Source organism: Methylobacterium sp. 174MFSha1.1, from assembly GCF_900116815.1.
GTDB lineage: Bacteria > Pseudomonadota > Alphaproteobacteria > Rhizobiales > Beijerinckiaceae > Methylobacterium.
This window is the reverse complement of record NZ_FPCB01000009.1, coordinates 94,681-110,171: the sequence shown is the minus strand read 5'-3', so window position 1 is coordinate 110,171 and position 15,491 is coordinate 94,681. Positions and strand designations below refer to the sequence as shown.

The window sequence follows — 15,491 nt, the reverse complement described above, 5'->3', positions numbered from 1 at the left end:
CGGTCCCGGGACAAGCTAGAGCATATGTATGCGAAGAGGAACCGCCGCGCCGGTCGGAGCGGGGGAAGACGGTGTGCTAAGCCTCTGACATCTGCGGCGGGATCGCGTCCGCCCGCGGCGCGCGGTCGCGCCTGCTGTCCGGCGCGCCGGCGCGTTGAGCGGGACCGTCCCGTCCCCGCTGTCCACAGGGTTCCGTCGCATGGTTCCGGTCGTGTTCCACCCGGCCTACGAGGCCCCGTTGCCGGAGGGCCACCGCTTCCCGATGGGCAAGTACGGGCGGCTCGCCGCCGCGATCGAGGCGCGCGGCCTGGTGCCGGAGGGCTTCGTGACGCCTGAGCCCGCGGACCCGGAGCTGATCCGCCTCGCGCATGACGCGGCTTACGTCGAGCAGGTCGTCACCGGCACGGTGCCGCGGGCGGTCGAGCGGGCGATCGGCCTGCCGGTCGATGCCGGGGTGGCGCGGCGTTCGCTCGCCGCCTGCGGCGGCACGCTGCGGGCCGCCCGGCTGGCGCTCGCGGGCGGGCTCGCCGGCAGCACCGCGGGCGGCAGCCATCATGCGAGGCGGGACGGGGGCCGGGGCTTCTGCGTCTTCAACGACGTCGCGGTGGCCGCGCTCGCCCTCAAGCGCGAGGGCACGATCCGCCGGGCCCTCGTCATCGACCTCGACGTGCACCAGGGCGACGGCACCGCCGACTGCCTTCAGACCGAACCAGACCTGTTCACCTTCTCGATGCACGCCGAGAAGAACTATCCCACCGACAAGGTGCCGGGGGACCTCGATGTCGGCCTGCCCGACGGGCTGACCGACGACGAGTACCTGGCGGCCCTCGCCCTCCACGTGCCGCGGCTGATCGATGCGCTGCGCCCGGACCTCGTCTTCTACAATGCCGGTGTCGACCCTCACCGCGACGACCGCCTCGGCCGCCTGGCGCTCACCGACGACGGTCTGCGCCGGCGCGAGGCCCACGTGGTCGGCGCCGCGCGCCGACGCGGCATCCCCCTCGTCGCGGTGATCGGCGGCGGCTACGCGACCGACATCGAGGCCCTGGCGGCCCGCCACGCCCTGGTCTTCGAGGCGATGGCGGAGCTGGCGTGACGGTCGGGTCGGAACGGCCGAGGCTGTTTCGCCGTTGATCCCCCGAAGACCGCAACGCCAGCACGCGAGAGGATGCGATGAGCCTCATCGGCCGTATCGTCACCAAGATCCTGGGGAACGACGATCCCCGCCTCCGCCCCGACAGCCGCCCCTACGACGACCGGGTCGCCTACAACGATTCCGGCAACCTCGTCGGGCGCCTCGTCACCAAGATCCTGCGTCGCTGATCCCTGCGACGCCTCAAGGCACGACCCGACACCCCCGCCGGACCTCCCGGCGGGGGTGTCGCCGTTTCGGGACGGGCGCGATCGTCCGGGGCAAAATCCGTCACCGGTGCGATTTCGCACTTGCGAACGGCGTCGGGCCGCCTATCTTTCGCAGTGCACGGTCGCGATGGCGTCGCGGCCCTGCTGCCCTCTTTGGGCGTTTCCTCCCTAGACTTCGGGCCGCCCGCAAGGGCGGCCTTTTTTCTTTGTCCCGCCCGGGACGCCGTCGCGAGCCGGGCGGAGGTCCGCGACCCACGCGCCCGCCTCGCCTCATCGACGGTCAGTCCAGCCGCTGCCCCAGCCGGCCGGCGAGATCCTGGATGTACTGGAACGCCGTGCGGCCCGAGCGCGCCCCGCGGGTCGTCGACCATTCGAGCGCCTCGGCCCGCAGCCGCGCCGGCTCGACCGCGAGGGCGTAACGCGCCACGTAGGCGTCGATCATCGCCAGGTACTCGTCCTGGCTGCACTTGTGGAAGCCGAGCCAGAGACCGAACCGGTCCGAGAGCGAGACCTTCTCCTCGACCGCCTCGCCCGGGTTGATCGCCGTCGAGCGCTCGTTCTCCATCATGTCGCGGGGCAGGAGGTGGCGCCGGTTGGAGGTGGCGTAGAAGATCACGTTGTCGGGCCGGCCCTCGATGCCGCCGTCGAGCGCCGCCTTGAGCGACTTGTACGAGGTATCCTCGGCATCGAACGACAGGTCGTCGCAGAACACCACGAAGCGGTGCGGATCGGGACGGACGAGTCCCATCAGGGCGGGCAGGCCCTCGATGTCCTCGCGGTGGATCTCGACGAGCTTCAGCGGCCGCTCCAGCATCCCCTTCGCGTTGATCTCGGCGTGGACCGCCTTGACCAGCGACGACTTGCCCATGCCGCGGGCGCCCCACAGCAGGGCGTTGTTCGCCGGCAGGCCGCGGGCGAAGCGCTCGGTGTTGTCGAACAGGATGTCGCGCATCCGGTCGATGCCGCGCAGCAGACCCATCTCGACCCGGTTGACCCGCGGCACCGGCTGCAGCCGGCCTTCCGGCTGCCACACGAAGGCGTCGGCCGCCGCGAAGTCGGGGGCGGCCCGGGCCGGCGGGGCGGCGCGCTCCAGGGCCGCGGCGATGCGCAGCAGCACCGGAAGAAGCGCGGAATCGGAGAGGGGGCTGGGGGTCGTGTCGGTCATCGCGGGGAAACTCGGGCTCCTGCGCAGGGGCGGACGTGCCGGCAGCGCCTCTTAATCCGAGGCGGCGGCGGACGAAAACCCGCCGGGATGGGGCACAGGAAGGCCGATCCCCGCAATTGCTTTCGGGTCGTCGGTGGCTATAGTCCGCGCGCTTTTGCAAGGCCGGCGGGGACCCGCGCGGCCTGATGTCGTCTTGTTTCGGGAGACCTCGAGAGTGATCACGCCCGCCTTCGCGCAGGGAGCCGGGGCGACCGGCGGCACGGACATCCTCGTGCAGGTCGTCCCCTTCATCCTGATCTTCGTGATCATGTACTTCCTGATCCTGCGCCCGCAGCAGCGCCGCGCCAAGGAGCACCAGGACATGGTCAAGAACGTGCGCCGCGGCGACACGGTGGTGACCACCGGCGGCATCCTCGGCCGGGTCACCAAGGTGACCGAGGCCCCGGAGATCGAGATCGAGATCGCCCCGAACGTGCAGGTCAAGGTGGTCCGCACCATGATCGCCGAGGTCCGCGCGAAGGGCGAGCCGGTCAAGGCCGCCTGATCCCAGCCCATACGAGGGCGGCCCGGGCCATCGCCGCCGGGCCGCCCACTCCGACGCAAGATCCCAAGGACCGGTTGGAACGCCGCGGATGCTCCGTATCTCCACCACGAAGGCCGTCGCGACGCTCGCCGTGATCCTGATCGGCCTGATGCTCGCCGTGCCGAGCTTCTTCTCGGCCGATCAGCGCAAGGGCTTCATCGCCTCGCTGCCGTCCTGGTTCCCGACCTGGATCGTGCCGACCCGCGCCATCGTGCTCGGCCTCGACCTCCAGGGCGGCTCGCAGATCGTGCTCGAGGTCGACCGCAACGACCTCGGCCGCACGATGGCGCAAGGGTTGCGCGACGACGTGCGCCAGGCCCTGCGCGAGGCCGGCGTGCAGGCCGACGGCGGCATCCAGCTGCAGCCGCGCGGCGTGCAGCTGCGCATCAGCGACGCGGCGAACCGCGCCAAGGCGATGCCGAAGCTGCAGGCCCTGTCGCAGCCCGTCACCGACGCGACCCTCGGCCAGACCGGCGCCCGCACCCTCGACGTGCGCGAGGAGCAGAACGGCCTGATCCAGCTCGCCTACACCGATCCGGGCTTCAACGCCCGGATCCGCCGGGCGGTCGCCCAGGCGATCGAGGTGGTGCGCCGCCGCGTCGATCTCGGCGGTACCACCGAGCCGTCGATCCAGCAGCAGGGCGCCGACCGCATCCTGGTCCAGGTGCCGGGCCTCCAGGACCCGGCCCGCCTCGAGGAGCAGCTCGGCAAGACGGCGAAGCTCGAGTTCCGCATGCTCGCCGACAGCCCGGCTGGGGACGTCGACATGCTGCCCTCCAAGGATTCCAACGGCCAGCGCGTGCCGGTGGAGCGCCGGGTGATGGCCGACGGCGCCGACCTGACCGACGCCCAGCCGGGCTTCGACCAGAAGTCGAACGAGCCGATCGTCAACTTCAAGTTCAACCTGCGCGGCGCCCAGAAATTCGGCCAAGCGACGAGCGAGAATGTCGGCCGCGCGATGGCGATCGTCCTCGATAACGAGGTCGTGTCGGCGCCCCGCATCCTGCAGCCGATCACCGGCGGACAGGGCCAGATCTCCGGCCGGTTCACGGTGCAGCAGGCCAACGACCTGTCGGTGCTGCTGCGCGCCGGCGCCCTGCCGGCCAAGCTGACCGTGATCGAGCGCCGCACCGTCGGCCCGGGCCTCGGCCGCGACTCGATCGAGGCCGGCAAGCACGCCACCATCGTGGCGACGATCCTCGTCGTCGTGCTGATGTTCGCCGCCTACGGGGTGTTCGGCCTCTTCGCCAACATCGCGCTCCTCGTCCATGTCGGCCTGATCCTCGGCCTGATGTCGGTGCTGGAAGCCACCATGACGCTGCCGGGCATCGCCGGCATCGTACTCACCATCGGCACCGCGGTCGATTCCAACGTGCTGATCTACGAGCGCGTGCGGGAGGAGGTGCGGGCCGGCCGCTCGATCCCCTCGGCGCTGCAGGCGGGCTTCGACCGCGCCTTCGCCACCATCGTGGATTCCAACTCCACCATGGCGATCGCCGCGGTGATCCTGTTCTTCATGGGCTCCGGCCCGGTCCGCGGCTTCGCGGTGGTGTTCATCCTCGGCATCATGACCACGGTCATCACCGCCGTGACGCTGACCCGGATGATGATCGCCCTGTGGTACCAGCGCCTGCGGCCCAAGACCCTGCCGATCTGATTTTTTTCCCACGGGCGGCGTCAAGAGCCGCCCGCCTCCGCGCTGCGCTCCCGGGCGCGCCGACACCCCGTTCCGAGACCGACGATGCGCCTCCTCCGCCTCTGGCCCGACGAATCCCACTTCGACTTCATGCGCCTGCGGCGCTTCAGCTTCCCGCTCTCGGCGTTCATCTCGGTCGCCACGGTGGTGCTGTTCCTACAGGTCGGGCTCAATTTCGGCATCGACTTCAAGGGCGGCACCCTGGTCGAGCTGCGGCCGAAGCCCGGCGTGACCTCGGATGTCGGCACCGTGCGCCACACCGCCAACGATTTCGGCTTCGGCGAGACCGAGGTGCAGGAGCTCGGCCAGGGCTCGATCTCGGTCCGCTTCCCGCTCCAGGCCGGCGGCGAGACCGGCCAGACCTTGGTGATGCAGAAGGCGCACGCCGCCTTCGACAAGGACTACGCCTTCGACCGCGTCGAGACCGTCGGTCCCCGCGTCTCGGGCGAGTTGGTCCAGTCGGGCACGATCGGCGTCGTGCTCTCGGTCGTGGCGGTGCTGCTCTACCTGTGGTTCCGGTTCGAGCGCGAGCTGGCGCTCGGGGCCATCGTCGGCACCCTGCACGACATCGTCATCACGGTCGGGCTGTTCGTCATCACCCGCATCGAGTTCAACATGACCTCGATCGCCGCGATCCTGACCATTGTCGGCTACTCGCTGAACGAGACGGTGGTGGTGTTCGACCGCACCCGCGAGCTGATGCGGCGCTACAAGACCATGCCGACCGAGGAACTGCTCAATCTGTCGATCAACTCGACCATGTCGCGCACGGTGATGACCGCGATGTCGACGGCCCTGTCGCTGCTGGCGCTGGTGCTGTTCGGCGGCGAGGCGATCAAGGGCTTCTCGGTGGTGATGCTCGCCGGCGTGGTGATCTGCACCTACTCGGCGATCTTCGTCTCGACCCCGTTCCTGATCTATATCGGCTTGCAGGCCGGCGGCACCCGGACGCAGCCGCGCGACACCTCCAGCCTCAAGCAGGCGGCCGAGTAGTGGCGGGGGCCGAGCGCCAGCACGACGGCTTCGTCCCGGGCCGTTACCCGATCGACGCCTACGGGGGCGGCGGCTTTCGCTTCGCCGAGATGTCGCATCGCGGCTCGATCCTGGCGCTGCCCTCTGGTGTGCGCGCCTGGGAGGTGACCGAGCCTGCGGGCATCACGCCCGCGAGTCTCGCGCCTCTCGTGGAGGAGGCCGGGGGCATCGACCTCCTGCTGCTGGGCACCGGGGCCGACATCGTGTTCGTGCCCGATTCCCTGCGCCGCTTCCTCAAGGAGGCGGGCATCGGCCTCGACGTGATGCAGACCGGCGCGGCGGCGCGGACCTACAACATCCTGATGGCCGAGAACCGCAAGGTCGCGGCCGCCCTGATCGCGGTGCCGTGAGCCCGATTCGATGAGCCAGCCCGAGACGCGGGATCCGGCCTGGGCCTACGCCCATTGCGAGGCCCTGGTGCGCGAGGGCGACCCGGACCGCTGGTACGCCAGCCTCTACGCCCCGGTCGACAAGCGCCCGCACCTCCACGCGCTGGCCGCCTTCAGCCTGGAGGTGGCGCGGGTGCGCGAGGCGGTGTCGAGTCCGATGCCGGGGGAACTGCGCCTGCAATGGTGGCGCGACGCGCTCCAGGGCGAGGCGCGGGGCGACGTGCGCGCCCACCCGGTCGCCGCCGCCCTCGACGACACGCTCGTCAAGGCGCGGCTGCCGCGCCAGCCCCTGGTCGACCTGATCGACGCCCGGGTGTTCGACCTCTACGACGACCCGATGCCCTCGACCGGCGACCTCGAGGGCTATTGCGGCGAGACCGCCTCCTGCCTGATCCGCCTCGGCAGCCTGATCCTGGCGAACGGCTCCGAGCCCGGCGGCGCCGCGGCGGCGGGCCATGCCGGCGTCGCCTACGCGGTGACGGGCCTGTTGCGGGCGCTGCCCTGGCACGCCAGGCGCGGCCAGGTCTACCTGCCGGCCGACGTGCTCAAGGCCCACGGCGTCACCCGCGAGGACATCGTCGCGGGACGGGGCGGGCCCGGACTGCTCGGCGCCTGCGCCGACATGCGGGCGCTGGTGCGCCGCCACCTCGCCGCCTACGCGGCCGAGCGCGCGACGATCGCGACCGTCGCCGCCCCGGCCTTCCTGCCGGTCGCCCTCGTCGAAGGCTATCTCGCCCAGATGGAGCGGCCGGGCTACGACCCGCTGGCCAGCGCGATCGACGTGCCGAACTGGCGCCGGATCTGGCGGCTGTGGCGGGCGGCGCGGTCGGTCAAGTAAGCTTCAAGCCTCGCGCTTGCTTGCAACCCTCTGCGTCATCCGGGGGCCGCGCAGCGGAACCCGGGATCCATAACCGCTGACATTTCAGGATGAGGCGGAATGCGATCCGCCTGATCCGGCATCCTCGGCGGTTATGGATCCCGGATTCTCGACTGCGTCGAGCCCCGGGATGACACGGAGGGCGTGAGAGCCGTCCGCTCCCCTTCGGCGGACCGTCCGCGGACTACTCCGCCGCCGCCGGCAGCGGTGCCGGCTCCTCGCCGAGCCATTCGCCCAGCGCGATGCGCGCCCGGTCGGTCATCGCCCGCTTCTTGGCCTGCGCCTTCTCCGTCCCGCGGAAGCGTTTGCCGTCCGGTGACTTCGGCGCCCGGTCGAGGGGCGGGAAGAGGCCGAAATTGACGTTCATCGGCTGGAACGAGCGCGGCGCGCCCTCGTCCTCGGCCGAGACGTGCCCGCCGGTGATGTGGCCGATGAGGGCGCCCAGCGCAGTCGTCGCCGGCAAGGGCTCCAGCGACCGGCCCTGGCGCTCGGCGGCGGCGAAGCGGCCGGCCATCAGGCCGATCGCGGCGCTCTCGACGTAGCCCTCGCAGCCGGTGATCTGGCCGGCGAAGCGCAGGCGCGGCGCGGCCTTCAGGCGCAGGGTGGCGTCGAGGAGGCGCGGGCTGTCGAGGTAGGTGTTGCGGTGCAGGCCGCCGAGGCGGGCGAACTCGGCGTTCTCCAGGCCCGGAATGGTGCGGAAGATCCGCACCTGCTCGGCGTGGCGCAGCTTCGTCTGGAAGCCCACCATGTTGTAGAGCGTCGCCAGAGCGTTGTCCTGGCGCAGCTGGACGATGGCGTAGGCCTTGACGGTCGGGTTGTGCGGGTTCGTCAGGCCGAAGGGCTTCATCGGCCCGTGGCGCAGGGTCTCGGGACCGCGCTCGGCCATCACCTCGATCGGCAGGCAGCCATCGAAATAGGGGGTCGAGGCCTCCCACTCCTTGAACGAGGTCTTGTCGCCCTCGACGAGCGCCGTGATGAAGGCGGCGTATTGCTCGCGGTCGAGGGGGCAGTTGATGTAGTCGGCCCCGGTGCCGCCCGGGCCGACCTTGTCGTAGCGGGACTGGAACCAGGCCTTGCCCATGTCGATCGAGTCGCGGTGCACGATCGGCGCGATGGCGTCGAAGAAGGCGAGCGACTCGGCGCCGGTGAGGCCGCGGATGCCCTCGGCGAGGCCCGGCGCGGTGAGCGGGCCGGTCGCCACGATCACGCTGTCCCAGGAGGCGGGCGGCAGGCCGTCGATCTCCTCGCGGGCGATGGTGATGTTCGGGTGGCCTTCGATCGCGGCCGTGACCGCCCGGCTGAAGCCCTCGCGGTCGACGGCCAGCGCGCCGCCGGCCGGCACCTGGTTGGTGTCGCCGCAAGCCATGATCAGCGAGCCGAGGCGGCGCATCTCCTGGTGCAGCAGCCCGACGGCGTTCTGCTCGGCGTCGTCGGAGCGGAACGAGTTCGAGCAGACGAGCTCGGCGAGGCCATCGGTCTGGTGCGCCTCGGTGCCGCGCACGGGCCGCATCTCGTGCAGCACCACGGGCAGGCCGGCCTCGGCAATCTGCCAGGCGGCCTCGGAGCCGGCGAGGCCGCCGCCGACGACGTGAATGGGGTCTGATCCGGACATGACGCGGCATATCGGATCCAGCACCGTCGATGCAACACCGACAAATCGAGGCAGGGACCCGGATACGAGGGCCCGTATGCGAGGGCCCGGACAAGCGAACGCCCGCCGGGAAGGGCGGGCGCGCAAGACGATGGTTGGGCCCGAGGGCCTTCAATCGACTGAGGTACGCAGAACTCGGTTACGCAGAACTTGGAGTACTCGATACTGGCTGTGCGTGCGGACGCTTACGCGACCGAGCGGGCGATGCCCTGGATCTCGAAGCGGCTGATGCCGAGATCGTCGAGCTCGCGGTCGGACAAGCGCGACAGCTCGTGCACGGTCTCACGGTAGCGGAGGTACGAGCGGATCTTGCTGAGGATGAGGGAGACGAACATCGGATTTGACCTCTGTGCGGGCAGCCGGTGCGAACCGTTTCGGCACCGCCTGCCTGCTTCTGTTGCAACGCACCATATGGGAAATGGCTGCGGTGGTGGGAGACGGGGCCGCGTAAGCCAGCCATGCGCGATTCACATGCAGCGCGCAGGGAATCGTCAACCAACCCCGGTGCCCGCGGATTTGGCAGCACTCTGACGCATGAATCGCAGGGATTTCGGGCGTTTAGGCACTATGCTGCACACGCGAAGGGCGGGGGTGCCGGACGGGTCGGCGGAGCCTTCTTGGGGGACCGGCGCGGGGACGCGGCAGACGTTGGCGATTCGGTGTGCAGTGCCGCGAGGGGCGCGTGCTGAACTGGCTCGCGAGGCTTGAATGGCGCCCGATAAGGCGCTGGCGTCTCCTCCCCCGCAAGCGAAGGGCTATTCGGAGAAAAGAAGGGGCGCGTCTCCCCTCTCCCGTGTGGGAGAGGGGCCGGGGGTGAGGGTGACACGCTTCAGTGTAAGGCTCTGACGGTCGTGCTGGCAGCGTGACGGTTCAGATCTATACTGAAGCGCGCCACCCTCACCCCTACCCCTCTCCCACTCGGGAGAGGGGATCCCGCGCTTGATCCTGAAAGGGGAATTCCTCGGCCAGACTTGCGTGGGAGCAAGGAGAGGAGAAACCGCGTTTCGTCCTTCCTCGAGACAAACCTGACGCACGCCAACCCGGTAGGACGCCCGTCAGAGACGCAGCCCCCCGCCTCAATGCAGCCGCGGGGCCACCAGGAAGGTCGACCGGTCGGCCGAGGCGACGGCAATGCTCAGGGTCCGCCCGTCGCGGTGCACGGTGAGCGGCACGGCGACGCCCGCGGGGCCGAGCGCCCAGACGGCGCGCAGGAAGCTCGCGAGGTCGCTCACCTCGGTCTGGCCCACCGCCATCAGGATGTCGCCGGCGCGCAGGTCGGCGGTCTCGGCAGGCGCGCGGGGCGAGAGGCCCATCACCACGACCTGGTCGTCCATCTCGGTGGCGTAGAGGCCGAGCCAGGGGCGGGGCGGGCCGGAGACCCGGCCGAGCGTCGTCAGGTCGTGGAGGATCGGCTTCAGGAGGTCGATCGGCACCGCCATGTTGATGGGGCGGCTGTCGCGGCCGCCCTGCTGAAGTTGAAGCGAGCCGATGCCGGTGAGCTCGCCCGCCGGGCCGATCAGGGCCGCGCCGCCCCAATGCGGGTGCGAGGGCGCGGTGAAGATCGCGTCGTCGAGCAGGTATTCCCAATAGCCGGCGAATTCCTGCCGCGCGACCACCTCGGCGGCGACGGCCCGCGAGCGGCCGCCGGCCCCGGCCATCACCAGCCGGTCGCCGACGCGCAAGCCGTCGGCACTGCCGAGCGGCAGATGCGGCAGGTCGAGGCGGCCGAGCGCCTGGACCAGGCCGAAGCCGGTGGCGGCGTCGTAGCCGACGACGTGGCCCGGCGCGGTGCGCCCGTCATGGGCGGTGAGCCAGACGCTCTCGGCCTCGGTGATGAGGTAGCCGATGGTGAGCACCAGCCCGTCCTCGCCGATCAGGACGCCGTTGCCGGCCCGCTCGGTGCCGAGGATCTCGGCGGTGTAGGCGCCGTCCGGCACCCGCGAGGACAGGGCGACGATGGCGGTGAGGGTCTGGTCGAGGTCGTAGGAATAGGCGGCCGGGCGGGGCTGCACCGCGGAGGGGATCTTCCAGTCGCCGGGCGCTGCCATGGTGGTCTCCTGCCGGGGCGTCGGTCGCCCCGTGTCACGTCTCGTCGGCGGGGTCGTCGCGGCCCCGCCCGCTCGCTCCCGTTATAGGTCGCGCGAGCCGCGCCCGACAGGCATCGCCCGCACGCGAGAACGCCCGGCTCGCGGAGCCGGGCGGGAGGGGAGGGCCGGCGGATGCGGCGGCGTCAGTATTTGCGCACCAGGGGCACCGGTTCCGGCGCGGGCGCCGCCGCGACGGTGTAGAGCGGGGCGATGACGCGGAACCAGCCCTCGGTCGAGTAGGCCTCGCGGTTGGTCGCCAGGCCGGTGACCGGCGAGATCTGGCGGGCCGAGGTGGCGACGTCGCGGGCGACCCAGGCCTGGACGGTGAACTTGCCGAAATCGTAGCCGACGAGGCCGCCGAGGGCGAAGCGGCCGCCGCCGCCGGGCGAGACCGTGCCGCAGGTGGCGAAGTTGCCGGCGCAGGGCGCGCCGAGGGGCAGGGGCCCGCGGTTCGGCAGGTTGGTGGTGCCGTAGCCGATGGCGCCGATCTCGAACTTGCCGAACTTCTTGGTCGCCGTCAGGTCGAGGTTGAGGGCGTCGCTCGGGAACTGGCTGCCGTAGAAGCCCGGGATGCCGTTGCGGCCGCCGAAGCGGCCCGGCACGTCGTAGAAATTGTAGGTGAGGTTGGCGGTGACGTTCCAGCCGTCGCCGGTATAGCTGATGCCGAAGCCCTGGCGGTAGGTGTTGGAGGCCAGAATCGGCAGGCCGCCGCCGCGGCCGGCATTCAGCTCGTTCAGGTAGACGCCGGCCAGGTAGCTGACGCCGACATTGTTGCCGAGATCCCAGGCGAAGATGCCGCCGAGGAAGGTGCCGACAGTGATGCTGGTGTCGCGCCCGCCCGCAGTTCGGGAGAAGGTGAAGACGGTCGGCGGGGCGATCACCGCCTCGAAGCGGGCGCCCAGAACCTTCCAGGGCGTCGACCAGACCAGGACCGGGACGTTGACCGCGGAGTCGGTCGAGGTCGCGTTCGGGCCGTCGGGGCTGCGATAGGTGAAGGTGTCGATCGCGTAGACGCCCTCGGGCAGCGGCGCACCGATCGCGAGGCCGACCTGCTCGCCTGGCACCGTCGTGGTCTGCGCGGACGCCGTCGTCGCAGTCAGCGACAAGGCGGCCGCCCCCGCGGCCAGCCAATGTTTGACCATGAGCTTTTCCTTCCCAAGCAATTCTTCGGGTTGTTCTCGAGGCGGCCGAAGCACGTCCATCGGCCGGCCGGCCTCGTCCGCGCGTCGCACGGTCGGGAACACGGCCTTCGATGTCCGGATGCAACCGCCCGGCACAGTCTGAACGAAGCAATGTTCTGACGGCCGTGCCCGGAAGGCGAGTCTTTTGCTCAGGATTGAAGCGGATGATCGCTGCGCGTTGCGCAAATGACGCATTCTCGTCATCCGCCGTCGATTTTGTACTTTGGTACAACCGCGTCCGCGATCACGGAAAATCGTCCGGTTGCTGCAGTGCACGGGCGGATTTTCCGCCCGTGCGGTCATGCTTCGCGGGGATTTTCGCGCGAAACGCTACTCCGCCGCCTGCTTGCGGGCCGCCGGCTTGCGAGTCCGGGGCGCCTTGGCGGCCGGGGCCGGCTTCGCGCCGGCCGGGCGCCGGGCCAGGACCTCGCGCAGGAAGCGGCCGGTATGGCTCGCCTCCGAGGCCGCGATGTCCTCCGGCGTTCCCTGTGCCACGATGATGCCGCCGCCGTCGCCGCCCTCGGGGCCCATGTCGATCACCCAGTCGGCGGTCTTGATGACCTCGAGGTTGTGCTCGATCACCACCACGCTGTTGCCCTGGTCGACGAGCTCGTGCAGCACCTCCATCAGCTTGGCGACGTCGTGGAAGTGCAGGCCGGTGGTCGGCTCGTCGAGGATGTAGAGGGTGCGGCCGGTGGCGCGCTTCGACAGTTCCTTCGACAGCTTCACCCTTTGCGCCTCGCCGCCCGAAAGGGTCGTGGCCTGCTGGCCGACGCGGACGTAGCCGAGGCCGACCCGGGCCAGGGTCTCGAGCTTCTCGCGGATCGCCGGCACCGCCTTGAACAGCTCGGCCGCCTCCTCCACCGTCATGTCGAGCACGTCGGCGATCGAGCGCTCGCGGTACTTCACCTCCAGGGTTTCGCGGTCGTAACGCTTGCCCTTGCAGACGTCGCAGGTGACGTAGACGTCGGGCAGGAAGTGCATCTCGATCTTGATCACGCCGTCGCCCGAGCAGGCCTCGCAGCGCCCGCCCTTGACGTTGAACGAGAACCGGCCGGGCTGGTAGCCGCGCGCCTTGGCTTCTGGCAGGCCGGCGAACCAGTCGCGGATCGGCGTGAAGGCGCCGATATAGGTGGCGGGGTTCGAGCGCGGGGTGCGGCCGATCGGCGACTGGTCGATGTCGATGACCTTGTCGAGGTGCTCCAGCCCCTCGATCCGGTCGTGGGGGGCGGGGTGCTCCAGCGCCCCGTTGAGCTTGCGCGCCACCGCCTTGTAGAGCGTGTCGACGACGAGGGTCGACTTGCCGCCGCCGGAGACCCCGGTGATGCAGGTGAAGGTGCCGAGCGGGATCTCGGCGGTCACGTCTTTCAGGTTGTTGCCCCGCGCGCCGACGAGGCGCAACATCTGGGACTCGGGCGCCTCGACCTTGGCGGCCGGGTTGCGCTTGGCCTTCCGGCGCATCTTCGGCACCCGCACCGAGAGCTTGCCGGTGAGGTACTGGGCGGTGAGCGAGTTCTCGTCCGCCAGCAGCTCGGCCGGCGTTCCCTTCGCCACGATCTGCCCGCCATGGATGCCGGCGCCGGGACCGACATCGACGACGTAGTCGGCCTGCAGGATCGCATCCTCGTCGTGCTCGACCACGATCACCGAATTGCCGAGGTCGCGCAGGCGCTTGAGCGTGCCGAGCAGCCGCTCGTTGTCGCGCTGGTGCAGGCCGATCGAGGGCTCGTCGAGAACGTAGAGGACGCCGGTCAGCCCCGAGCCGATCTGCGAGGCCAGCCGGATGCGCTGGCTCTCCCCGCCCGACAGCGACCCCGAGCCGCGGGCGAGCGTGAGGTATTCGAGGCCGACATCGACCAGGAAGGTCAGCCGGTCGCGGATCTCCTTCAGGATGCGGGCGGCGATCTCGTTGTGCTTCTGGCTCAGGTGCCCGGGCAGTTCGCCGAACCAGCGATGGGCATCGCGCACCGAGAGCACCGTGGAATCGCCGATGTCGAAGCCCGCGATCTTCACCGCCAGGGCCTCGGGCTTCAGCCGCTTGCCCTTGCAGGCCGAGCATGGCGTCTCGCCCATGAACCGGCCGATGTCCTCGCGCGCCGCGTCGCTGTCGGTCTCCTTGTAGCGCCGCTCCAGGTTCGGGATCACGCCCTCGAAGGGCTTCGAGACCTCGTAGGCGCGCAAGCCGTCATTGTAGGCGAAGCGGATCTCGTCGCCGTCCGAGCCGTAGAGCACCACCTGGCGGGCGGCCTCGGTGAGCTTGCCCCACGGCGTGTCGGTGCGGAAGCGGTAGTGACGCGCGAGCGCGTCGAGGGTCTGGCCGTAATAGGGCGAGGTCGACTTCGCCCAGGGCGCGACGGCGCCGCGCGACAGGCTCAAGGCCTCGTCGGCGATGACCAGCGTCGGGTCGATCCGCATCTCGTGGCCGATGCCGCCGCAGGTCGGGCAGGCGCCGAAGGGATTGTTGAACGAGAACAATCTCGGTTCGATCTCGGGAATCGTGAAACCGGAGACCGGGCAGGCGAAGCGCGACGAGAAGGTGATGGGATCCGGGACGGCGCCTTCCTCGGGCGTGTCCGCGAAGGCCACCACCGCGATGCCGTCGGCGAGGTCCAAAGCGGTCTCGAACGAGTCGGCCAGCCGCGAGGCCATGTCCGCCCGCACCACGATTCGGTCGACCACGACGTCGATGTCGTGCTTCAGCTTCTTGTCGAGCTTCGGCACGTCGTCGATGGCGTAGTACTCGCCGTCGATGCGCAGGCGCTGAAAGCCCTTCTTCTGGAACTCGGCGATCTCCTTGCGGTACTCGCCCTTGCGGCCGCGCACGACGGGGGCCAGCAGGTAGAGCCGGGTCTTCTCGGGCAGCGCCAGCACCCGGTCGACCATCTGGCTGACGGTCTGGCTCTCGATCGGCAGGCCGGTCGCGGGCGAATACGGGATGCCGACCCGCGCCCACAGGAGGCGCATGTAGTCGTAGATCTCCGTGACGGTGCCGACCGTCGAGCGCGGGTTCTTCGAGGTCGTCTTCTGCTCGATCGAGATCGCCGGCGACAGCCCGTCGATCTGGTCGACGTCGGGCTTCGCCATCATCTCGAGGAACTGGCGCGCATAGGCCGAGAGCGATTCGACGTAGCGGCGCTGCCCCTCGGCGTAGATGGTGTCGAAGGCGAGCGACGATTTCCCTGAGCCGGACAGCCCGGTGAACACCACGAGCTTGTCGCGGGGGATCGTCAGGTCGACGTTCTTCAGGTTGTGCTCGCGGGCGCCCCGCACCGCGATCACGCGGCCCTCCGCGGAACGGTCGAAGAGCTTGTCGAGAGAGGCCATGCAGAGGGGCTCCGGGCCGGGGTCGACACGGCCAGGCTTGATGGGACCGGGATCGGCCGGGAGCCCGTGACGTTCGGAGAGCCCATCGACCGTGATGGTGACCAGATGGGGCGCGGGGGCGCCCGAGCCAAGTCTGCCCTCACG

13 protein-coding genes are annotated in these 15,491 nt (G+C 70.1%); 7 read left to right on the top strand and 6 right to left on the bottom strand.

The genetic code is table 11. The features are described from left to right. Window positions 1-199 precede the first annotated feature (199 nt). Window positions 200-1,096, top strand: a complete 897-nt coding sequence (locus BM430_RS08210) for a histone deacetylase family protein (protein ID WP_093566760.1) — start codon at window positions 200-202, stop codon at window positions 1,094-1,096. A gap of 77 nt (window positions 1,097-1,173) precedes the next feature. Further along, entirely contained in the window at window positions 1,174-1,323 is a 150-nt protein-coding gene (locus BM430_RS08205) for a TFIIS helical bundle-like domain containing protein (RefSeq protein ID WP_093566759.1), read from the top strand. Window positions 1,324-1,642: 319 nt separating this feature from the next. On the opposite strand, the gene BM430_RS08200 is transcribed toward BM430_RS08205, so the two are convergent. Further along, window positions 1,643-2,527 (bottom strand): ATP-binding protein, encoded by an 885-nt coding sequence (locus BM430_RS08200; protein ID WP_093566758.1) that lies wholly within the window; start codon window positions 2,525-2,527, stop codon window positions 1,643-1,645. Window positions 2,528-2,741: 214 nt separating this feature from the next. On the opposite strand from BM430_RS08200, the gene yajC reads away from it, so the two are divergent. From yajC to BM430_RS08175, 5 genes are all read left to right on the top strand, one after another. After that, a complete protein-coding gene (gene yajC, locus BM430_RS08195; protein WP_093566757.1) occupies window positions 2,742-3,071 on the top strand; it encodes a preprotein translocase subunit YajC in 330 nt (109 codons plus the stop codon). A gap of 88 nt (window positions 3,072-3,159) precedes the next feature. Continuing rightward, a complete protein-coding gene (gene secD / locus BM430_RS08190; protein WP_093566756.1) occupies window positions 3,160-4,767 on the top strand; it encodes a protein translocase subunit SecD in 1,608 nt (535 codons plus the stop codon). 84 nt (window positions 4,768-4,851) lie between these two features. Then, window positions 4,852-5,799 (top strand): protein translocase subunit SecF, encoded by a 948-nt coding sequence (secF, locus tag BM430_RS08185; RefSeq protein WP_093566755.1) that lies wholly within the window; start codon window positions 4,852-4,854, stop codon window positions 5,797-5,799. Beyond that, entirely contained in the window at window positions 5,799-6,188 is a 390-nt protein-coding gene (locus BM430_RS08180; protein WP_093566754.1) for an Mth938-like domain-containing protein, read from the top strand. The genes secF and BM430_RS08180 overlap by 1 nt, the downstream gene beginning before the upstream one ends. A gap of 10 nt (window positions 6,189-6,198) precedes the next feature. Beyond that, a complete protein-coding gene (locus tag BM430_RS08175; protein ID WP_093566753.1) occupies window positions 6,199-7,065 on the top strand; it encodes a phytoene/squalene synthase family protein in 867 nt (288 codons plus the stop codon). A 223-nt stretch (window positions 7,066-7,288) separates the two neighbouring features. Here BM430_RS08175 and trmFO read toward each other — a convergent pair whose 3' ends face one another. The 5 genes from trmFO to uvrA form a co-directional block, all read right to left on the bottom strand. Further along, window positions 7,289-8,716: a methylenetetrahydrofolate--tRNA-(uracil(54)-C(5))-methyltransferase (FADH(2)-oxidizing) TrmFO gene (trmFO, locus tag BM430_RS08170; RefSeq protein ID WP_093566752.1), complete on the bottom strand. Its 1,428-nt coding sequence runs from the start codon at window positions 8,714-8,716 to the stop codon at window positions 7,289-7,291. 224 nt (window positions 8,717-8,940) lie between these two features. Next, entirely contained in the window at window positions 8,941-9,090 is a 150-nt protein-coding gene (locus tag BM430_RS08165; protein ID WP_082173034.1) for a DUF1127 domain-containing protein, read from the bottom strand. 741 nt (window positions 9,091-9,831) lie between these two features. Next, window positions 9,832-10,803 (bottom strand): S1C family serine protease, encoded by a 972-nt coding sequence (locus BM430_RS08160; protein WP_093566751.1) that lies wholly within the window; start codon window positions 10,801-10,803, stop codon window positions 9,832-9,834. Window positions 10,804-10,985: 182 nt separating this feature from the next. Further along, entirely contained in the window at window positions 10,986-11,984 is a 999-nt protein-coding gene (locus tag BM430_RS08155) for a transporter family protein (RefSeq protein WP_093566750.1), read from the bottom strand. 369 nt (window positions 11,985-12,353) lie between these two features. Continuing rightward, entirely contained in the window at window positions 12,354-15,347 is a 2,994-nt protein-coding gene (uvrA, locus tag BM430_RS08150; protein WP_093566749.1) for an excinuclease ABC subunit UvrA, read from the bottom strand. Between the last annotated feature and the right edge of the window lie 144 nt (window positions 15,348-15,491).